Annotated in this window: 20 protein-coding genes; 17 read left to right on the top strand and 3 right to left on the bottom strand. The window is 67.1% G+C overall.

The window, feature by feature from the left end; translation table 11 throughout:
• The first annotated feature begins 106 nt into the window (after nt 1-106).
• Together H7A85_RS10440 and guaB are read left to right on the top strand one after the other, a co-directional pair.
• Entirely contained in the window at nt 107-1,117 is a 1,011-nt protein-coding gene (locus H7A85_RS10440; protein ID WP_182085884.1) for an MBL fold metallo-hydrolase, read from the top strand.
• Between the two features lie 112 nt (nt 1,118-1,229).
• The gene (gene guaB / locus H7A85_RS10435; RefSeq protein WP_182085883.1) at nt 1,230-2,735 is read left to right on the top strand and encodes an IMP dehydrogenase; all 1,506 of its coding nucleotides are present in this window, start codon (nt 1,230-1,232) and stop codon (nt 2,733-2,735) included.
• Here guaB and H7A85_RS10430 read toward each other — a convergent pair.
• A complete protein-coding gene (locus H7A85_RS10430) occupies nt 2,714-3,625 on the bottom strand; it encodes a hydrogen peroxide-inducible genes activator (protein ID WP_182085882.1) in 912 nt (303 codons plus the stop codon). The two genes, guaB and H7A85_RS10430, sit on opposite strands and share 22 nt — an antisense overlap.
• A 100-nt stretch (nt 3,626-3,725) precedes the next feature.
• On the opposite strand from H7A85_RS10430, the gene H7A85_RS10425 reads away from it, so the two are divergent.
• From H7A85_RS10425 to H7A85_RS10355, 15 genes are all read left to right on the top strand, one after another.
• Nucleotides 3,726-5,231: a catalase gene (locus H7A85_RS10425; RefSeq protein WP_182085881.1), complete on the top strand. Its 1,506-nt coding sequence runs from the start codon at nt 3,726-3,728 to the stop codon at nt 5,229-5,231.
• 74 nt (nt 5,232-5,305) lie between these two features.
• A complete protein-coding gene (locus H7A85_RS10420; RefSeq protein WP_182085880.1) occupies nt 5,306-5,581 on the top strand; it encodes a hypothetical protein in 276 nt (91 codons plus the stop codon).
• Nucleotides 5,582-5,661: 80 nt separating this feature from the next.
• Nucleotides 5,662-6,957, top strand: a complete 1,296-nt coding sequence (locus H7A85_RS10415) for an RsmB/NOP family class I SAM-dependent RNA methyltransferase (protein WP_182085879.1) — start codon at nt 5,662-5,664, stop codon at nt 6,955-6,957.
• Entirely contained in the window at nt 6,957-7,409 is a 453-nt protein-coding gene (locus H7A85_RS10410) for a TspO/MBR family protein (RefSeq protein WP_182085878.1), read from the top strand. Before H7A85_RS10415 ends, H7A85_RS10410 begins: the two co-directional genes overlap by 1 nt.
• Nucleotides 7,406-8,038, top strand: a complete 633-nt coding sequence (locus H7A85_RS10405; protein ID WP_280514915.1) for a 5'-methylthioadenosine/S-adenosylhomocysteine nucleosidase — start codon at nt 7,406-7,408, stop codon at nt 8,036-8,038. Before H7A85_RS10410 ends, H7A85_RS10405 begins: the two co-directional genes overlap by 4 nt.
• Before the next feature lie 63 nt (nt 8,039-8,101).
• Nucleotides 8,102-9,658, top strand: coding sequence for a glutamine-hydrolyzing GMP synthase (gene guaA, locus H7A85_RS10400; protein WP_182085877.1), 1,557 nt, complete (start codon nt 8,102-8,104; stop codon nt 9,656-9,658).
• 144 nt (nt 9,659-9,802) lie between these two features.
• Nucleotides 9,803-10,768, top strand: coding sequence for a glycine betaine ABC transporter substrate-binding protein (locus tag H7A85_RS10395; protein ID WP_182085876.1), 966 nt, complete (start codon nt 9,803-9,805; stop codon nt 10,766-10,768).
• A 111-nt stretch (nt 10,769-10,879) separates the two neighbouring features.
• The gene (locus H7A85_RS10390) at nt 10,880-11,680 is read left to right on the top strand and encodes a tetratricopeptide repeat protein (protein ID WP_182085875.1); all 801 of its coding nucleotides are present in this window, start codon (nt 10,880-10,882) and stop codon (nt 11,678-11,680) included.
• 19 nt (nt 11,681-11,699) lie between these two features.
• A complete protein-coding gene (gene der / locus H7A85_RS10385; RefSeq protein ID WP_182085874.1) occupies nt 11,700-13,109 on the top strand; it encodes a ribosome biogenesis GTPase Der in 1,410 nt (469 codons plus the stop codon).
• 82 nt (nt 13,110-13,191) lie between these two features.
• Nucleotides 13,192-14,346, top strand: coding sequence for a cell wall hydrolase (locus H7A85_RS10380; protein WP_182085873.1), 1,155 nt, complete (start codon nt 13,192-13,194; stop codon nt 14,344-14,346).
• A gap of 124 nt (nt 14,347-14,470) precedes the next feature.
• Nucleotides 14,471-14,818 carry an AtpZ/AtpI family protein gene (locus H7A85_RS10375; protein WP_182085872.1) on the top strand — a complete coding sequence of 116 codons (348 nt, stop codon included), beginning with the start codon at nt 14,471-14,473 and terminating at the stop codon, nt 14,816-14,818.
• A 113-nt stretch (nt 14,819-14,931) separates the two neighbouring features.
• Entirely contained in the window at nt 14,932-15,681 is a 750-nt protein-coding gene (locus tag H7A85_RS10370; protein ID WP_182085871.1) for a F0F1 ATP synthase subunit A, read from the top strand.
• A 79-nt stretch (nt 15,682-15,760) separates the two neighbouring features.
• Nucleotides 15,761-15,985: a F0F1 ATP synthase subunit C gene (locus tag H7A85_RS10365; RefSeq protein WP_055888550.1), complete on the top strand. Its 225-nt coding sequence runs from the start codon at nt 15,761-15,763 to the stop codon at nt 15,983-15,985.
• A gap of 72 nt (nt 15,986-16,057) precedes the next feature.
• Nucleotides 16,058-16,675 carry a F0F1 ATP synthase subunit B gene (locus tag H7A85_RS10360; protein WP_182085870.1) on the top strand — a complete coding sequence of 206 codons (618 nt, stop codon included), beginning with the start codon at nt 16,058-16,060 and terminating at the stop codon, nt 16,673-16,675.
• A gap of 11 nt (nt 16,676-16,686) precedes the next feature.
• Nucleotides 16,687-17,169: a F0F1 ATP synthase subunit B gene (locus tag H7A85_RS10355; RefSeq protein WP_182085869.1), complete on the top strand. Its 483-nt coding sequence runs from the start codon at nt 16,687-16,689 to the stop codon at nt 17,167-17,169.
• A 244-nt stretch (nt 17,170-17,413) separates the two neighbouring features.
• On the opposite strand, the gene H7A85_RS10350 is transcribed toward H7A85_RS10355, so the two are convergent.
• Together H7A85_RS10350 and H7A85_RS10345 are read right to left on the bottom strand one after the other, a co-directional pair.
• On the bottom strand, nt 17,414-18,127 hold the full coding sequence (locus tag H7A85_RS10350) for a ribonuclease HII (protein ID WP_182085868.1): 714 nt from the start codon (nt 18,125-18,127) through the stop codon (nt 17,414-17,416).
• 99 nt (nt 18,128-18,226) lie between these two features.
• Nucleotides 18,227-19,384, bottom strand: coding sequence for a PA0069 family radical SAM protein (locus tag H7A85_RS10345; RefSeq protein ID WP_182085867.1), 1,158 nt, complete (start codon nt 19,382-19,384; stop codon nt 18,227-18,229).
• Between the last annotated feature and the right edge of the window lie 21 nt (nt 19,385-19,405).

Genomic DNA, 19,405 nt, shown 5'->3' with positions numbered 1-19,405 from the left:
ACCTTGGAGGCGTGGTCGCGACCTCGATCGTCGCGACCCGTGCCCTTGCTTCTCGTCCGGCGTGGCACATCATCCCCACCAGTCGATCGATCAGGAACGAACGGGGATGGCCGAAATGCCGGAAGGTCTCAATCTGAACCGCCGCGATGCGCTTCTCATCGCCGCCGGTGGCGTCGCCGGAACGATGATGGCGCCGGGCGCCGCCGTTGCACAAGGACAAACGATGCAAGCCTCCAGCGACACCTATCCCCTGGCACCCGGCTGGCGCCGCTTCAAACATGGCGACGCGGAGATCACGGTGATTCTCGACGGGGTGCGCCCGGGCGAGGGGCCTTTCCCGACCTTCGGCGAGGACAAAAGCCAAGACGAGGTCGGCGCCCTGATGGCGGCGAACGCGCTTCCGCCGGCACGCTTCGCCAACTTCTTCCAGCCGGTGGTCCTGCGGATGGGCGACCAGACGATCTTGGTGGATACCGGCATGGGGGCCGGGGGACGCGCCAACGGGCTGGGGCTCCTCAACCAGCGCCTCGGATCGGCGGGTATCAACCCGAGCGACGTCACGCTGGTGGTTCTGACGCATCTTCACGGCGACCATATCGGCGGCCTGATGGAAAGCGGCGCGCCGGTCTTCGCCAATGCGCGCTATGCCGTCGGCAAGGCGGAGATGGACTTCTGGACCTCGGACGAGGCGAAGAACGGGCCGCGCGCCGAGAACGCCAAGATGGTCGAGGCGATGGTGGTACCCTTGGCGAACCGCACCACGCTTCTGGGCGATGGCGACGAGGTGGTGCCCGGCATGGTGGCGCGCGCCGCCTTCGGGCACACGCCCGGCATGTTCGCCTTCGAGGTGACGTCGGCCGGGCAGCGTCTGTTCCTGATGGCCGACACGTTCAGCCATTTCGTCGTTTCTCTGCAGCGGCCTGACTGGCAGGTCCGCTTCGACCAGGACAAGACGGCGGCCGCCGAAACGCGGCGCCGCTTCGCCACGCTCCTGGCTGAAGGCAACATCCCTTTCCTCGGTTACCATCTGCCGTTTCCGGGCCTCGGATACGTGCAGAAGGACGGCGACGCCTTCCGCTTCGTGCCGGAAACCTACCAGCATCTGGCGGCGGGCTGAGAGCCCTTTCCGCCAGCTTTCCTTTGCCGGGGCTCCATGCTACGAGCCCGTGCCAATCCTTCAAACGCCGGCGCCCCCCAAGGGCGCCCGCTTTCATTTTCGAGGACTGGCCATGGCCCGCATCATCGAGACCGCCACCGGCGCCCTCGCGCTCACCTTCGACGACGTGCTGCTGCAGCCGGGCCATTCGGAGGTCATGCCGGGTCAGGTGGACGTGCGCACGCGCATCACCCGGACCCTGAACCTTAACATCCCGATTCTCTCGGCCGCGATGGATACGGTGACCGAGTCGCGCCTCGCCATCGCCATGGCCCAGGCCGGCGGCATCGGCGTCATCCACCGCAACCTGACGCCGGCCGAGCAGGCCGAGGAGGTGCGGCAGGTCAAGAAGTTCGAATCGGGCATGGTGGTGAATCCCGTCACCATCGGCCCGGACGCGACGCTCGGCGACGCGCGCGCGCTGATGAGCGCGCACCGTATCTCCGGCATCCCGGTGGTCGAGAACGCCGGGCGGGGCGGGCAGACCAAGGGCCGCCTCGTCGGCATCCTGACCAACCGCGACGTGCGCTTCGCCTCCGACGACCGGCAGAAGATCTTCGAGCTGATGACGCGCGAGAACCTCGTTACCGTGCGCGAGACCGTCGAGCAGGATGAGGCCAAGCGTCTCCTGCACAAGCACCGGATCGAGAAGCTTCTCGTGGTGGACGGCGAGGGCCATTGCATCGGCCTCATCACGGTCAAGGACATCGAGAAGTCCCAGCTCAACCCCAACGCCGCCAAGGACGCGCAGGGGCGCCTTCTGGCCGCCGCCGCCATCAGCGTCGGCGACGACGGGTTCGAGCGCGCCGAACGGCTGATCGACGCCGGCATCGACCTCATCGTGGTGGACACCGCCCACGGCCACTCGCAGCGGGTGCTGGACGCCGTTTCGCGCGTCAAGAAGCTGTCCAACGAGGTGCAGATCGTCGCCGGGAACATCGCGACCCCCGGCGGTGCGCAGGCCCTCATCGACGCGGGCGCCGACGGCATCAAGGTCGGCATCGGGCCGGGTTCGATCTGCACGACCCGCATCGTGGCCGGAGTCGGCGTGCCGCAGCTGTCCGCCGTCATGGATGCCGTCGACGTCGCCGACAAGGCGGGCGTGCCGGTGATCGCCGACGGCGGCATCAAGTTCTCCGGCGACCTCGCCAAGGCGCTCGCCGCCGGTGCCTCCGCCGTCATGGTCGGCTCGCTTCTGGCCGGCACCGAGGAAAGCCCCGGCGAGGTGTATCTGCACAACGGCCGGTCATACAAATCCTATCGTGGCATGGGCTCCGTCGGCGCCATGGCGCGCGGCTCGGCCGATCGCTACTTCCAGGCCGAGGTGCGCGACACGCTGAAACTCGTGCCCGAGGGCATCGAGGGGCAGGTGGCCTACAAGGGCGCCGTCGGCGCGGTCCTGCATCAGCTCACCGGTGGCCTGCGCGCCGCCATGGGCTATACCGGCGCCGCGACGCTGGAGGATTTCCGCGAGCGTGCGACCTTCGTGCGCATCTCCAACGCCGGCCTTCGCGAAAGCCACGCGCACGACGTCACCATCACCCGCGAAAGCCCGAACTACCCCGGCTTCGGCGCCTGAGGCGACCCAAGGCAGGCGCGGATCATCTCGGCCAGCCGTTCGAAGTCCGAACGGCGACCGGATGAGGAGCGGAAGGCGAGGGCTAGCGTCCTCGACGGCACCGGCTCGGCGAAGGGCAGGAAGGCAATGCCGCCGGCCCGGCGCTCGGCCTCGAGCGCGCTTTGCGGGGCGAGCGTCACCCCGAGGCCCCCCGCCACCATGCGCATCAGCGTATTGAGGCTGGTCGCGCCGAGCGAGGCGAGGTCGCGCGATTCGGCGATGCGGCAGACGTCGAGCGCTTGGTCGCGCAGGCAGTGCCCTTCCTCCAAGAGGATCAGCCGCTCGTTGCCGAGCTGGTCGGGCGAAACGGGCGCGGCGATCCGCGCGGCTGCCGCTTCCGGCACCGCCAGGAAGAAGGGGTCTTCGCAAAGCGGGATCGTCTCGATTCCCTTGCGCTCCACGGGCAGGGCCTGCACCACGCAGTCGAGCTCGCCGCGCACCAACTCCTCGCCGAGATAGGCCGTCACGTTCTCGCGCACGCCGACGGCAAGGCGCGGGAACGAGCGTGCAAGCTCGGCCAGGAGACCCGGCAGGAGATAGGGCGCGAGCGAGGCGATGATGCCGAGGCGCAGCTGTCCGACCAGAAGCTCGTCACTGGCCTTGGCGAGGGCTTCCAGATCCCGGATTTCGGCGAGGATACGCCGGACGCGGCGGCCGACCGCCGCGCCTTCCGGTGTCAGCGATACGCCGCTCGGCCGGCGCTCGAACAGCGACATGCCGAAGTCAGCCTCCATCTGCGCGATCTGCGCCGACAGGGCGGGCTGCGAAATGTTGAGCCGTTTGGCCGCCTTGCCGAAATGGAGCGTCTCGGCCAGCGCCTCGAAATAGCGGATCTGCCGGATCGTCAGCATGCCAATAGGATAAACTGATCGAGAGCGGCTGCAAATACGATTGGAACCGATCGAAAGAATCGGGTTGGAATGGTTCTCAACTTTGCATCGGAGGTGATCCATGACCGACAGACCACGGCTGACCACGACGGCCGGCGCGCCGCTTTCCTCGAACCAGAATTCCAAGACCGTCGGTCGCAACGGCCCGGTGCTTCTGGAAGACTACCAGCTGATCGAGAAGCTGGCCCATCAGAACCGCGAGCGCGTTCCCGAGCGCGTCGTCCACGCCAAGGGCTGGGGCGCCTACGGCACGCTGACCGTGACCGAGGACATCACGCGCTATAGCCGAGCCAAGGTGTTCGATACGGTGGGCAAGCAGACCGAGCTTCTCGCCCGCTTCTCGACCGTGGCCGGCGAGCAGGGCGCGGCGGACGCCGAGCGCGACGTGCGCGGCTTCAGCCTCAAGTTCTACACCGAGGAGGGCAACTGGGACGTCGTCGGCAACAACACGCCGGTGTTCTTCGTCGCCGACCCCTACAAGTTCCCGGACTTCATCCACACGCAGAAGCGGCATCCGCGCACCAACCTGCGCTCGGCGACCGCCATGTGGGACTTCTGGTCGCTTTGCCCGGAGTCGCTGCATCAGGTGACGATCCTGATGTCGGATCGCGGCATCCCGGTCGATCCGTCCCGCATGAACGGCTACGGTTCGCACACGTTCTCGCTCTGGAACGACGCCGGCGAGCGCTTCTGGGTGAAGTTCCACTTCAAGACGCAGCAGGGTCACAAGACCTTCACCAACGAGGAAGCCGAGAAGGTCATCGCCCGTTCGCGTGAGAGCTATCAGGAAGCCCTCTACGGAATGATCGAGGACGGGCAGTTCCCGAAGTGGGACTTCTTCATCCAGGTCATGCCGGAGCTGGAAGCCGACGAGTTCGAGCGGAAGACGGGCTGGAGCGCGTTCGACCTCACCAAGGTCTGGCCGCACGGGATGTACCCGCTGATCAAGGTCGGCCATTTCGAACTCAACCGGAACCCGGAGAACTACTTCTCCGAGATCGAGCAGTCCGCCTTCAACCCGTCCAACGTGGTGCCGGGCATCGGCTTCTCGCCGGACAAGATGCTGCAGGGTCGTCTGTTCTCCTACCCGGACGCGCACCGCTACCGCATCGGCACGCACTACGAGTCGCTGCCCGTCAACAAGCCGCGCTCGCCGGTGAATCACTACAACCGCGACGGCACGACGCCGTTTGGCCTGCGCACCAACCCGGACGCCTATTACGAGCCGAACTCGTTCGACGGCCCGGTGGAGGACCCGAGCGTCGCCGAGCCGCCGCACCGCTACAGCGGCGAAGTCGGCCGCTACGACTATCGCGGCGAAGCCGACCACTACAGCCAGCCGCGCGCCTTGTTCGAACTCTTCGACGACGCGCACAAGGAGCGCCTGTTCCAGACGCTCGCCGGCGCCATGCAGGGCGTGCCGCAGTTCATTCTGGACCGGCAGCTGGCGCATTTCGATAAGGTCCATGCCGACTACGGCGCGGGTGTTCGGCGCGCGCTGGCGAACTTCGGCCGCGACGACGCGCAGGCCAGCCTGACCACCAGCCACTCGGCCGCCGCCGAATAAGCTGGGACCTGAGTTTGGAATAGAAAAGGGCCGGGAGCAATTCCGGCCCTTTTCGCATGCGATGGGATGGGGATATGGACGACGATCTGCACGCAATGAGCCGTGAAGACTTGGCCGCCGAGGTGCGGCGGTTGAGGGCCGGCATTCGCGAGCATCGAGACAGTTCGGGGCATGACCTCTGCTGGTTCCATCCGCAGCTTTGGGGGCTTCTTCCCGAGCCGCTCGGCCCCGAAGCCGCGGTCCCGCCATGGCCGAAGTTCATGCGCGGCTGCGTCGCCTTCCGCTCCAGCCTTGACCACGAGTTGCCGAACGCGCCCGTGGCCGACGTGGAGTTCGACGCGAGCCGCTGAAACCGGTTCCCCAGCTTCGGCCGGGTTGTGATCGTCTGTGCGGCGGACTACCAAGCCTCCTAAACGGAGAAACGAGTTCCATGCGGCTTGGCGGACGGTTGGCGGCGGCGATCGAGGTGTTGGACGACATGGCCGCGCGGCGTCGCCCGGTGGCGGATTCGCTGAAGGACTGGGGCCTGTCGCATCGCTTTGCGGGCTCTGGCGACCGCTCGGCGATCGGCAACCTCGTCTACGACGTTTTGCGTCAGCGCCGTTCGCTGGCCTATCGCATGGGTTCGGACGAGACGCGATTCCTTGTCGTCGGCGCCTGTCTCGACAGTTCGGGCATGGCGATCGACGAGTTGCGCGCCGCGCTCGCCGGCGATCGCTTCGCGCCCACCCTGCCGGACGACGAGCCCCTTCGTCGCTTTAGCGACGGGACGCTGGACGGTGCGGCGCCGGCGGTGGCCGCCGATGTTCCCGACTGGCTGGCTGATGCGCTCGAGCGCTCGCTCGGCGCGGACTGGATCGAAGAGGCGCGCGCCTTGTCCGCCCGCCCGCCGCTCGACATGCGCGTCAACACGCTTAAGGCAACACCCGACGAGGTGCTCGGCGAACTCGCGCCCTTTCAGGCGGAGCCGACGCCGATCTCGCCCGTCGGCCTTCGCATCGCGCCGATCGCGGGGGAGGGGCGCCACCCCAACGTCCAGGTCGAGCGCGGCTTCCAGATGGGCGGCTTCGAGATCCAGGACGAGGGCTCGCAGATCGCCGCCATCTTGAGCGGCGCGAAGACAGGCGAGCGTGTCCTCGACTATTGTGCTGGGGCCGGCGGCAAGACGCTGGCGCTGGCCGCCGCCAGCGGCAACGAGGCCGAGATCCATGCCTTCGACGCCGATAGGCAGCGCCTCGCCCCGATCTGGGATCGGCTGGCGAGGGCAGGCGCGACGTCCGTCACGGTTCATGCGCCGCGCGACGACCTTTCGCCACTTCATGGGACGATGGACCTCGTCGTCGTCGATGCGCCCTGCACGGGCGCCGGCACGTGGCGGCGGCGGCCGGATGCCAAGTGGCGACTGACGGAAGCGCAGGTCGCCAAGCGGACGGGCGAGCAGGACAAGGTTCTGGACGCTGCCTCGCGCTTCGCCAGGAGCGGCGGCCGGCTCGCCTACATCACCTGCTCGGTTCTGCGCGAGGAAAACGCGGCTCGGGTCGAGGCCTTTCTCGAACGAACGCCCGGCTGGCGCCTTCTGGACGCCGAGAGCGTTTGGGCCGAGCGACTGCCCAGCGCCCCGCCGGCCTATCACGCAGAACGCATGGGCGAGGGCTCCGTCCTGACTCTGACACCTCGTCGCTCCGGCACGGACGGCTTCTTCTTCGTGCTCCTGGAGAAGGTGTGATGTCGCGCTGGGGGAGCCTTCTCGTCTTTCTCGTCATCTCGGTCGGCGGCGGCTTCCTGATCGGCTCCGGCAATACGCCGGACGACTGGTATCGCCACCTCCAAAAGCCCTGGTTCAACCCGCCGGACTGGATCTTCGCGCCGGCCTGGACGGTGATCTACGTCCTCGTCGCGATCGCCGGCTGGCGGGCGTTCCGCGTGGGCAATCGCCGCGCGATGGTCGCCTGGGGCGTCCAGATGGCGCTGAACTTCCTGTGGTCGCCCCTGTTCTTCTCCGCCCATGCGATCCTGCCGGCACTCGTCGTCATTGTCGGCTTGTTCGTTGCCATCGCCGCGTTCCTAGCGCGGGTCGCCTCAAGCGATCGCATCGCCTTCTGGTGCTTCGTGCCCTACGCGATGTGGGTGGCCTATGCGACGCTTCTGAATTTCGCGATCTGGAGGCTGAACGGGTGACGGGCGAGCCTTGGCAGCTCTACGGCGGGCGGCGCGTCCTCTTCGTGATGGCCGCGGCACCGGAATACGGGCCGGCGCTCAAGGAACGCATCCGCCCGGTGATGACAGGCGTCGGTCCGGTCGAGGCCGCCGTTTCCACGACGCTCGCGCTGACCACCTGCCGGATGCTGCCCGACCTCGTCGTCAGCCTCGGCTCGGCGGGCTCCGCCTCGCTGGCGCAGGGCGCGGTGTATCAGGCGTCCTCCGTGTCATGGCGCGACATGGACGCCAGCGCTCTCGGCTTCGCGAAAGGCGTCACCCCGTTTCTGGACGCGCCCGCCGAGATCGCGCTGCCGACCCTTCTTCCCGGCCTTCCGATCGCGCGGCTTTCCACGGGCGGCAATGTCGTGTCCGGCGACGCCTACGAAGCGATCGATGCGGATATGGTTGATATGGAGACCTATTCCGTATTCCGCGCCGCCTCGCGCTTCGGCGTTCCCGTGATCGCGCTGCGCGGCATTTCGGATGGGGCGGAGGAACTTCGGCATTACGAGGATTGGACGGCGCTCCTGCCAGTGATCGACGAACGGTTGGCCGAGGCCGTGGACGCGCTGGAGGCGGTTCTGCCGCGTGTGAGCGAGCTTGCCTGATACGGCGCCGAAATCGCACCGTACGCCCCTTGTTTTTCGGCACTGCCTGACTAGAAGTCCGACATGACCCAGCACCCCGACAACATCCTCATCATCGACTTCGGCTCCCAGGTGACGCAGCTGATCGCGCGCCGCGTGCGCGAGGCGGGCGTCTACTCCGAGATCGTGCCGTTCCAGTCGGCCGAGGAGGGCTTCCGGCGTCTTAACCCGCGCGCCGTGATCCTGTCGGGTTCTCCCGCTTCCACGACGGAAGAGAACTCGCCCCGCGCCCCCGACGCGATCTTCGAGGCCGGCGTGCCGGTGCTCGGCATCTGCTACGGACAGCAGACCATGTGCGCCCAGCTCGGCGGCAAGATCGAGGGCGGGCTGCACCGCGAGTTCGGCCGCGCCTTTCTGGAGGTGCAGAAGCCTTCGCCCCTGTTCGACGGCATCTGGGCGGAAGGCACGCGCCATCAGGTCTGGATGAGCCACGGCGACCGCGTCACCGCACTGCCCAAGGGCTTCGAGATCGTCGGCGCCTCGCCCGGGGCGCCCTTCGCCGCCATCGCCGACGAGGCGCGGCGCTTCTACGGCGTGCAGTTCCACCCGGAGGTCATCCACACGCCCGACGGCGCCAAGCTGATCTCCAACTTCGTCCACCGCATCGCCGGGCTGCCGGGCGACTGGACCATGGCCGCCTTCCGCGAACAGGCGATCGCCGAGATCCGCGCCAAGGTCGGCAAGGGACGGGTGATCTGCGGCTTGTCGGGCGGTGTCGATTCGTCCGTCGCTGCCGTCCTGATCCACGAGGCGATCGGCGAGCAGCTGACCTGCATCTTCGTCGACCACGGTCTCCTGCGCCTCAACGAGGCGGAGGAGGTGGTCACGATGTTCCGCGACCACTACAACATTCCGCTCGTTCACGTGCAGGCGCAGGACCTGTTCCTCGGCGCGCTGGAAGGCGAGATGGATCCCGAGGTCAAGCGCAAGACCATCGGCCGCCTGTTCATCGAGACCTTCGAGGCGGAAGCCGCCAAGATCGGCGGCGCGGAGTTCCTGGCGCAGGGGACGCTTTACCCGGACGTGATCGAGAGCGTGTCGTTTACCGGCGGCCCGTCGGTGACGATCAAGTCGCATCACAATGTCGGCGGTCTTCCTGATCGCATGAACATGAAGCTCGTCGAGCCGCTCCGCGAGCTCTTCAAGGACGAGGTGCGCGTTCTCGGTCGTGAGCTCGGTCTGCCCGAGCGCTTCGTCGGCCGTCATCCGTTCCCCGGTCCCGGCCTTGCTATCCGCTGCCCCGGCGGCGTGACGCGCGAGAAGATCGCGATCCTCCAGCAGGCCGACGCGATCTATCTCGACGAGATCCGCAAGGCCGGCCTCTACGACGCGATCTGGCAGGCTTTCGCCGTGCTTCTGCCCGTGCAGACGGTCGGCGTGATGGGCGACGGGCGGACCTACGAGTTCGTGTGCGCGTTGCGCGCCGTCACATCGGTGGACGGTATGACGGCCGACTTCTACCCCTACGACATGGAATTTCTCGGCAACACGGCGACGCGCATCATCAACGAGGTGCGCGGCATCAACCGCGTCGTCTATGATGTGACCTCCAAGCCCCCCGGCACGATCGAGTGGGAATGATGGGTCGCACCCGACGACACAGAGCGGAAACGAAGCGGGGATAGGGACGGGCGGCGCGGCATCCGCCTCGCTTCCATTCCATGAGCTTCCAGGTCGCCGATGTTTCGCGCGGGTCCCATCCTCTTTCTTGCAACGATGCTGGCGGTGGGCGCTGCACCTCCGGTGGACGCGGCGGGACCCACAAACACCTGCGGCACGGTTCGCATCGCCTCGATGAACTGGGGTTCGGCGGAGGTGATGGCCGCCATCGACCGCTTCATCCTCGAGCACGGCTTCGGCTGCGACGCCGTGCTCGTGCCCGGCGACACGATGCCGACCTTTGAATCCATGACGGCGAGCGGCGAGCCGGACGTCGCGCCCGAAATCTTCGTGAACCAGTTTCGCGACGAACTCGATGCGGCCGTCCGCCTCGGGCGGATCGACTACGGCGCGAAGGTGCTCGCGGACGGATCGCAGGAAGGCTTCTGGATCCCGCAGTATCTCGCCGACGCTCATCCCGAGATCCGGCGCCTATCGGACGCCCTGGCGCGGCCCGACCTTTTCCAGGACGACCAGGGCGCGCAAGGGGTGATGCAGGGCTGCCCCGCCGGCTGGGGCTGCCAGATCATGGTGGAGAACCTGTTCCGGGCCGCCGGCGGCGAGCGCAAAGGGTTTCGCCTGAAGGAGATCGCGAGTTCGGTGGAGCTCGACGCGTCGATCGAGGCGGCCTTCACCGCCCGGCGCGGATGGATCGGCTATTACTGGTCGCCGACCGGCATTCTCGGCCGATACCCGATGAAGAAGCTTGCCTTCGACGTTCCATTCGACCGCGCCGAATGGCTTCGCTGCACGACGCAGCCGGAATGCCCCGATCCGAAGCCGAACGCCTGGACGCCGGCCGAGGTGCGGACCCTCGTCTCCGCCCGGCTGGAACACGGCGCGCCGGCGCCGGCGAGCTATCTCGCCCATCGCTCGTGGACGAATGCCGTCGTCAACCAGGTTCTCCGATGGAAGGACGAGAACGGGGCGGACGGGGATGCCGCCGCGCTTCACTTCCTCAGGCGCTATCCCTCGGTCTGGCGTGCCTGGCTGCCTGCCGGCGCGGCGACCCGCGTGGAAGCCGCGCTCTGACAATTGACGTCCCCCGCTTCCTTCGCGCCGAAAAATCGTTCAAAAGCGCAGCCGACACGTCTTTTCGGCCGCACCGCGCGGCATCGTCCATTCGCGCAAGGTTGAGCGTCCATGAGTAACGACACATTCGTTCGCGAGGTGAACGAGGAGCTTCGGCAGGAGCGTGTGCGGACGCTGTGGGTGCGTTACGGCACGATCGCGATCGCGGCGGCGGTGTTGATCGTTCTGGGCGTTGCGGGCTACGTTCTCTGGCAGCGGCATCAGGCCGGCGTCGCGGCAGCGGACGGCGATCGTCTCCTGGCCGCCAACGCGCTTCTGACGGAGGGCAAGACCGACGAGGGTCGTGCCGCTCTGGAAGCGCTCGCCGGCAACGGCGTGAACGCCTATCCCGCGCTCGCCCGCATGCGGCTAGCCGAGCAGCAGGGCGCGAGCGATCCGAAAGCTGCCATCGCCGCGTTCGACGAGGTGGCCGCCGCTTCCGGCACGCCGCAGAGCCTGCGCGACATGGCGGCCGTTCGCGCCGCCTATCTTCTCGTCGACGCCGGGACGCAGGACGAGGTCCGCTCCCGCGTCGAGCGCCTGACCGGTGACGCCGAGCCCCTTCGCTTCCCCGCGCGCGAGGCGCTCGGCCTGTCCGCCTGGAAGGCGGGCGACCGCGACACCGCCAACACGCTCTTCACCCAGCTTCAGGAAGACCTCGGCGCACCGGCCGGCATCCGCCGACGGGCGTCCCTGATGCTGGAACTCATCGCGGCCTCGGCCCCGGCCGCCACCACTGTCGCACCGCAGGCGCCGACCGAGGCCCCGGCACCCGCTTCGGCTGCGCCCGCGCCGACGCCGGAGCCACCGACTCCCGCCACGGACCCCGCCGCCGCGCCGGCTGCGCCCGCCCCGTCGCAGCCGCCGGCGTGACGCGAAGGACCTTTCGACCATGATCACCATCGCCATCATCGGGCGGCCGAACGTCGGCAAGTCGACGCTGTTCAACCGGCTCGTCGGCCGCAAGCTGGCGCTGGTCGACGATCGGCCCGGCGTCACGCGCGACCGGCGCGAGGGCGAGGCTCGTCTCCTCGACCTCGATTTCCGCATCATCGACACGGCCGGGCTCGAGGACGCCGGCGCGGAGACGCTCGAAGGGCGCATGCGTGCCCAGACCGAGATCGCGATCGACGACGCCGACCTGTCCCTGTTCGTGGTGGATGCCAAGAGCGGCATCACCCCGCAGGACGAGGTGTTCGGCGACCTCCTGCGCCGCAAGAACAAGCCGGTGATCCTCGTCGCCAACAAGAGTGAGGCGAGGGGCTCTGACGCGGGCTTCTACGATTCCTACGCGCTCGGCCTCGGCCAGCCCTGCGCCATCTCGGCCGAGCACGGCGAGGGCATGGGCGACCTGCGCGACGCGATCGTCGAGGCGCTCGGCGAAGAAGCGTTCGCGGAACCGGAAGCGGACTCCGACGCCACCGGCGTCGAGATCGAGCTCGACGAGGACGGCGAGCCGATCGAGCGCTACGACGCGACGAAGCCGCTCAACATCGCCATCGTCGGCCGACCGAACGCCGGCAAGTCCACCCTCGTCAACCGGTTCCTCGGCGAGGACCGGATGCTGACCGGGCCGGAGGCAGGCATCACGCGCGATTCCATCTCGGTGGAATGGGAATGGCGCGGGCGGCGCATCAAGATGTTCGACACGGCGGGCCTGCGTCGGCGAGCGCGCGTCCAGGAGAAGCTGGAAAAGCTCTCCGTCGGCGACGCGCTGCGCGCCATCCGCTTCGCCGAGGTGGTGGTGATCGTCTTCGACGTCACCGTGCCGTTCGAGAAGCAGGACCTGACGATCGTCGATCTGATCGCGCGGGAGGGCCGGGCGCCGGTTCTCGCCTTCAACAAGTGGGACCTCGTGGAAGACCGACAGGCGACGCTGGCGGACCTTCGCGAAAAGACCGAACGCCTCCTGCCGCAGGTGCGGGGCGTCAAGGCGGTGACGGTCGCGGGCGCGACGGGCGAGGGGCTCGATCGCCTGATGAAGGCGGTGACGGAAACCCACGAAACCTGGAACCGCCGCATCTCCACCGCCAAGCTCAACCAGTGGCTGGAGCGCATGGTCGGGCATCATCCGCCGCCGGCCGTTGCGGGCCGCCGCGTCAACATCAAGTACATGACGCAGATCAAGTCGCGTCCGCCGACCTTCATCATCTCGACCTCGCGTCCCGAAGCGGTCGGCACCGCCTATGTCCGCTATCTCGTCAACGGCCTGCGCGACCAGTTCGGGCTCACCGGCATTCCGATCCGCATCACCATGCGCAAGTCGGACAATCCCTTCGCCCACAAGGCGAAATCGCGCTGACGACCGCTAGGACGCCTCGTTAACCGCTCACTAAGGTTAATGAGGGATGATCGGCTTCCATCGAAACCCTCGGAAGCCGATCATGACGCGAGCCACACACCGCGCCCCAAGGCCGGGACGAAAGACCGGCGGCGCGAGGGTCGCGGCGCTGCGACGGCATGCGCTGGCGCTCGGGATCTCGCTTCTGTTTCTGCCTCTCGTGCCGACGGCGCTGGTATCCTCGGGCTCGAGTTCCGGGCCTGGTCGCGATGGGGCCGCCGACCTGCTCCTGACCCTTTCCGCCTTTGCCGACGATCCGGACTTCGCCGATGCCGCCCCCGACATGCGCGCGCCGCTCGGCGAAGGCGCGGTGTTCGTCGCGGATGGTTCGCGGCGCGTTCAGGCCGAGCGGGGAGGGCGCGTCGGGCCGCGTCCGCTGGTTCAGGTGCAGCCGAAGTTCGCCGCCGGCTCCGTGTTCTCGGCTGCCAACCTGCTGCGTCCCGGCTTGGCGCTCGGCGACGACGAGATGCGCACGGCGCTGGCCGGCCCGACGCCCGCGGGCGGAGGATCGACCTTGATGGCGGCCTTTCGCCGACCGGCCGACGGGGTTCGCATAGCCCCCGCGACGCCGGACGCCGTGCAGGTGGCCACGCTTGACGACGAGGACGGCGCTCCGGCCGGCACGGTCGATGCGTTGCAGACGCTGGCGGCCTATGCGCCGGATTCGAAGCCGGGCTCGTCCAGCCTGTTTGACGCCGTGCTCCATCCGCCGGGCGCCGATTTCATTCCCCCGATCGGCGAGAAGGACCATGCCTGGGCCGCGTCGATCCTGCCCGCCTCCTCCTTCACCGAGAAGGAGCAGACCTGTCTTGCCAACGGCATCTACTTCGAAGCGCGCGGCGAAACGGAGCAGGGGCAGGCCGCCGTTGCCCAGGTCATCCTCAACCGCGTGCGCAACCCCGCCTATCCCAAGACGATCTGCGGCGTGGTCTACCAGAACAAGGAATGGCGCAACCGCTGCCAGTTCTCCTTCGCATGCGACGGCATCAAGGACGTGATCTGGAACAAGCGCGCCTATGGCACCGCCCGACGCATCGCCGGCGAGGTGACGCGCGGCGAAACCTGGATCCCCGAGGTCGGCTCGGCGACGCATTACCACGCGACCTACGTGAAGCCGCGTTGGGCGGCGACGATGCAGCGGGTCGACAAGATCGGCTACCACATCTTCTACCGCACCTTCGGCGGCGGCTGGCGCTAAGCCGCGAATCGGCCTTTCGAACGGTCCGAGGGCGCCTTAGATGACAGGAGGGGACACGCCGGTCCGTAACACGCAGACGTGAACGGGCGCGGCTTACCCGACGGCCAGTGAAGGGTAGAAATCCATGAGCGATCGCGACGACGACATGCGGCCGACGGACGCCGAGCTCGAAGCCGACCGCGCCCGTCTGCGCGAGCGCCTCGATCGCTTCAAGTCCACGCAGAAGACGCTGGAGCCGGAGGTCGATCGCCCGGGAGGCCTCCAAGGCATGGCGCAGGGCCTCAAGATCGCGAGCGAGTTCATCGCCGGAGTGCTGGTCGGCGGGGCGATCGGCTACGGCGTCGATACGCTGCTGGGCACCTTGCCGTTCGGCTTGATCGTGTTCCTTCTTCTCGGCTTCGGCGCGGGCGTGCTCAACGTTATCCGCTCCACCAGCCAGACCACGACGCCGACGGACCCGCGTTCACGATAAGGCAACTCACGGGGGAGGAAGCCCCCATTTCGCCCGTATGGGTGTTGCGAAGCGCGGTTCGGGACGCTATGGCAGGTTCGCTCCGAGAGGGCGAGCATAAGAGGACCAGGCGTTTGGCGAACGATCCGCTTCATCAGTTTCAGATTTCTCGGCTTATCCCGATCGAAATCGGCGGGCTGGATCTTTCCTTCACCAACTCCTCCCTGTTCATGGTCGCCACCGTCGCCGTTGCGACGGGTTTCCTTTATTGGTCGACCCGCGGCCGGGGTCTCGTTCCGAACCGCGCGCAGTCGGTGTCGGAGCTGTCCTACGAGTTCATCGCCTCCATGCTGCGCGATGCGGCGGGCCGCGACGGGATGAAGTTCTTCCCGCTCGTGTTCTCGCTATTCATGTTCATCCTGGTGGCGAACCTCCTCGGGATGTTCCCCTACTTCTTCACCGTCACCAGCCATCTCATCGTCACCTTCGGCCTTGCCCTTCTGGTGATCGGCACGGTGGTCGTGGCCGGCATCAAGGGCCATGGACTCGGCTGGTTCAAGGTGTTCGTTCCCTCGGGCGTTCCGGCGGCCGTAGTGCCCTTCGTGGTGCTGATCGAGGTCATCTCGTTCCTGTCGCGCCCGGTTTCGCTCTCGGTTCGACTCTTCGCCAACATGCTGGCGGGCCACATCACCCTCAAGGTGTTCGCGGGCTTTGTGACCTCGCTCGGTGCGCTCGGCGCCATCGGCGTCGGCGGCGCGATCCTTCCGCTTCTCATGACCGTCGGCATCACGGCCCTCGAGTTCCTGGTCGCCTTCCTGCAGGCCTACGTCTTCGCAGTCCTGACCTGCATGTACCTCAACGACGCGGTTCACGTTCACCACTGACCGCTTCCCCTCGTCTTGCGGCTTCCTCTTCGAGCGCCGCAGACCCTTTCACCGCACGATCCAATCAAAGGAGTTTCTCATGGACGCGGAAGCTGCACGTTACATCGGCGCTGGTCTGGCCTGCTTCGGCATGGCCGGCACGGCTCTCGCTCTCGGCAACATCTTCTCGAGCTTCCTCACCGGCGCGCTGCGCAACCCGTCGGCTGCCGACGGCCAGTTCGGCCGCCTGATCTTCGGCTTCGCCGTCACGGAAGCTCTGGGCATCTTCTCGCTGCTCATCGCGCTGCTTCTTCTCTTCGTCTAAGCAGCGTTTCTCGGGATTGTGCAGCCGGCCGCCCCGGGAGGGGCGGCCGGACCCGTATCATCGGAGTTGGACATGTTCGTCACTGAAGCTTATGCACAGACCGAGGCGCACCCGGTCGAACACGGTACTCCGTTGACAACATCCCCGACCCCCCCGACATCCGAAGCCATCGGCGTGCCGGAAGGCGCGCACGAAGCGGGCGGGACCTTTCCGCCGCTGAACCCGGAATTCTTCGCCTCCCAGATCCTGTGGCTGGCGATCACCTTCGGCATTTTCTACTACGTGCTGTCGAAGACCATCGTGCCGCGCATCGCCTCCGTGCTCGAGAATCGTCGCGAGCGCATCGCGGCCGATCTGGAAGCCGCCGAGCGGATGCGCGCCGACGCCGACGAGGCGCAGGCCGCCTACGAGCAGGAACTGGCGAGCGCCCGCGCCAACTCGCAGAAGATCGCGCTCGACGCCCGCGAGTCCGCGCGTTCCGGCGCCGACACAGAGCGCAAGCGCATCGAGGGCGAACTCGACGCCAAGCTCGAATCCGCCCAGGCTCGTATCGCCGAGATCAAGGCGAAGGCTCTTGCCGATGTCGACACGATCGCCGAAGAGGCCGCCGACGCCATCCTGACCGAACTGACCGGGACGAGCGTTCCGCGCGAAGACGTTTCGAACGCCGTGCGCGCTGTCCGCGCCTGAGGAGAAGTGACATGGCTTTCGATGCAACTTTCTGGGCGCTGATCGGCCTCGTCCTGTTTCTCGCCATCGTCGTCTACTTCAAGGCGCCGGCTTTCGCCGCCCGCTCGCTCGACAACCGCGCCAAGCGGATCGAGAACGAGATGGAGGAAGCGCGTGAATTGAAGGAAGAGGCCAAGCGCCAGCTGGCCGACTACCAGCGTCGCCGCCGCGAGGCGGAAACCGAGGCGTCCGAGATCGTCGCCAGCGCGCAGCGCGAGGCGCTGGCTCTTGTCGAAGAGGCGCGGGTCAAGAGCGAGGAATACGTCACTCGCCGCACCCAGGTCGCCGAACAGAAGATCGCTCAGGCCGAGGCCGATGCGATCGCCGAGGTACGTGCGTCCGCCGTCAACATCGCGGTGGATGCCGCGACGCGTATCATCGCTGAGCGCAATCTGGGTGGTGACGGCCAGATGACCCAGCGCTCTATCGAGGACGTTCGGCGCCGGCTGAACTGATCCGATCCCGCATCGTTCCAAGACGGTTAGCAAGCCGCCCTCCGGGGCGGCTTTCTTTTTGCCGTGGACTGTTTGGCGGAAGTCTCCGGGCCCGAATGAACGGCGCGGACCGTCGTTGAAACAAGCGAAGCGGTCCATCGAGCGGCCGGAACCGGGGATGTCGCCGCCGGGCGACCCCTTGCGCTCCATACCTAGCATCGCAACCCGCCGCCCGGCGGGCTGCTGCGAAGTTCGATGCTCGACGTCAGATCCCAAGCATCAGCTGCTCGCGGACCGGCGCGAAAGTCCGCCGATGATGGAGACAGGGACCGTGCGTGCGGATGGCAGTCAGATGCGCGGGCGTTCCGTAGCCCATGTGCGCACCGAAGCCGTAGAGCGGAAACGCCAGCCCGAGCTGATGCATCATCCGGTCGCGAACCACCTTGGCGACAATCGAGGCGGCAGCGATCGACAGCGAAGCCGCATCGCCGCCGATCACGGCCGTCGCGAGGCAGGGAAGCTTCGGTGGGACGTCGCGCCCGTCGATCAGCGCATGGTCGGGCTTCACGGCGAGACCGGCCAGCGCTCGGCGCATGGCGGCAAAGGTCGCCTGCCGGATGTTGATTTCGTCGATCTCCGACGCGCTGGCGCTTCCAACACCGACGACCGCAAAGCGGAGGATCTCTTCGAACAGCCGTTCGCGATCCCCAGCGGTCAGTTTCTTCGAATCGTTCAGACCCGCCGGGATGTGCTCGGGATCGAGGATGGCGGCAGCGGCGACGACGGGACCCGCCAGCGGACCCCGGCCCGCCTCGTCGACGCCGGCAACGAGGCGGCATCCACTTTTGCGAAGGGCTTCCTCACGATTGGAGTCGGGGCCGACGAGTATCCTGGACGCGATGTTGCGAGTGCGGGGTTTGCGAAGAGGGGAGGAAGGATCGGAGAGATGGCGAGTCATGATGCGGCGAAACTCGCGCATTCTCCGATCCTTCACAAGCGCGCCGGCCGGGGTTGGAAAACCGGCGCGCCGATCGGCGGTGCGAGGTGGGGAACCGCCGCCGATGAGGAGCGCGATGCGCTAAAGAAGCGAAAGCTGGACGCCGCCGCCCTTGGGGGAGCGGAACAGATCGGTGCGCAACCGGCTGCGTTCGAGATTGAGTTCCAGCCGCTTGGCGGCCAACTCGAAGCGGCGGCGGATCTGCAGGGCGTAGGGACCCTTGCCCGTCATCCGCTGTCCCCATTCGGGATCGTAATCCCTCCCGTCACGCATCGCGCGTAGGAGCGTCATCACATGGCGAAAGCGGTTGGGGTAGTGGCGCAGGAGCCATTCCTTGAAGAGCGGCGAAACCTCCAGTGGCAGGCGGAGAAGGACATAGCCGGCCTCGCGCGCACCCGCTTCCCGGGCCGCCTCCAGAAGTCGTTCGATCTCGGAATCGGTGAGACCAGGGATGATCGGTGCCGTCATCACCATGGTCGGGATGCCCGCCTCCGTCAGCTGGCGCACCGTCTCGAAGCGCTTGGCGGGCGTTGCCGCGCGCGGCTCCATGGTGCGCGCCAGCTTGCGGTCCATCGTGGTGACGGAGATCGCAACGCGCGCCAATCCCTTGGCCGCCATGCGCTGGAGAATGTCGATGTCGCGCGTGACCAGCGCCGACTTCGTCACGATGCCGACCGGATGATTGGCCCGCTCCAGCACTTCCAGAAGGTCGCGCATGATGCGCCGCGTCTTCTCGATCGGCTGATAGGGATCGGTGTTGGTGCCGATGGCGATCGACTTCGGCTCGTAGCCCGGCTTCGACAGTTCCGCTTCCAGAAGCTCGGCCGCGTTCGGCTTGGCGAAGAGTTTGGACTCGAAGTCGAGACCGGGCGACAGACCCATATAGGCATGGCTCGGACGCGCGAAACAATAGACGCATCCGTGCTCGCAGCCGCGATAGGGGTTCACCGACTGTTCGAAGGAAATGTCGGGCGAGGTGTTGCGCGTGATGATGGTGCGCGCCGCCTCGTTCTGGACCTCGGTCTTGAACGCCGGCAACTCGTCGATCGTGTTCCAGCCGTCGTCGAAGGCGGCCCGCGAAAAGGGCTCGTAGCGACCCGCCGGATTGAGCCCGGCGCCGCGCCCGCGGCGCCGGTCGAAGCCGACGCGAAGCCCCGACTGGTTCAGCATATGGTTCGCCATATCGACGCTTTGCCCATGGGCAAGGGCGGAACGGTCGATGCTGCGGATCTCGGACATGGGACTGGGTTCCCTTCGGAT

The organism is Aureimonas sp. ME7 (assembly GCF_903970965.1).
In the GTDB taxonomy this organism is placed as follows: Bacteria; Pseudomonadota; Alphaproteobacteria; order Rhizobiales; family Rhizobiaceae; genus Aureimonas.
This window is presented reverse-complemented; position numbering and strand designations above follow the sequence as displayed.

Bases quoted from the DNA above. Each gene is read 5' to 3' on its own strand.
- H7A85_RS10425 (WP_182085881.1), top strand. From the start codon at position 3,726: ATGACCGACAGACCACGGCTGACCACGACGGCCGGCGCGCCGCTTTCC.
- H7A85_RS10390 (WP_182085875.1), top strand. From the start codon at position 10,880: ATGAGTAACGACACATTCGTTCGCGAGGTGAACGAGGAGCTTCGGCAG.
- H7A85_RS10410 (WP_182085878.1), top strand. From the start codon at position 6,957: ATGTCGCGCTGGGGGAGCCTTCTCGTCTTTCTCGTCATCTCGGTCGGC.
- der (WP_182085874.1), top strand. From the start codon at position 11,700: ATGATCACCATCGCCATCATCGGGCGGCCGAACGTCGGCAAGTCGACG.
- H7A85_RS10420 (WP_182085880.1), top strand. From the start codon at position 5,306: ATGGACGACGATCTGCACGCAATGAGCCGTGAAGACTTGGCCGCCGAG.
- H7A85_RS10375 (WP_182085872.1), top strand. From the start codon at position 14,471: ATGAGCGATCGCGACGACGACATGCGGCCGACGGACGCCGAGCTCGAA.
- H7A85_RS10430 (WP_182085882.1), bottom strand. From the start codon at position 3,625: ATGCTGACGATCCGGCAGATCCGCTATTTCGAGGCGCTGGCCGAGACG.
- H7A85_RS10360 (WP_182085870.1), top strand. From the start codon at position 16,058: ATGTTCGTCACTGAAGCTTATGCACAGACCGAGGCGCACCCGGTCGAA.
- guaB (WP_182085883.1), top strand. From the start codon at position 1,230: ATGGCCCGCATCATCGAGACCGCCACCGGCGCCCTCGCGCTCACCTTC.
- H7A85_RS10440 (WP_182085884.1), top strand. From the start codon at position 107: ATGGCCGAAATGCCGGAAGGTCTCAATCTGAACCGCCGCGATGCGCTT.
- H7A85_RS10380 (WP_182085873.1), top strand. From the start codon at position 13,192: ATGACGCGAGCCACACACCGCGCCCCAAGGCCGGGACGAAAGACCGGC.
- H7A85_RS10355 (WP_182085869.1), top strand. From the start codon at position 16,687: ATGGCTTTCGATGCAACTTTCTGGGCGCTGATCGGCCTCGTCCTGTTT.
- H7A85_RS10415 (WP_182085879.1), top strand. From the start codon at position 5,662: ATGCGGCTTGGCGGACGGTTGGCGGCGGCGATCGAGGTGTTGGACGAC.
- guaA (WP_182085877.1), top strand. From the start codon at position 8,102: ATGACCCAGCACCCCGACAACATCCTCATCATCGACTTCGGCTCCCAG.
- H7A85_RS10350 (WP_182085868.1), bottom strand. From the start codon at position 18,127: ATGCGCGAGTTTCGCCGCATCATGACTCGCCATCTCTCCGATCCTTCC.
- H7A85_RS10365 (WP_055888550.1), top strand. From the start codon at position 15,761: ATGGACGCGGAAGCTGCACGTTACATCGGCGCTGGTCTGGCCTGCTTC.
- H7A85_RS10345 (WP_182085867.1), bottom strand. From the start codon at position 19,384: ATGTCCGAGATCCGCAGCATCGACCGTTCCGCCCTTGCCCATGGGCAA.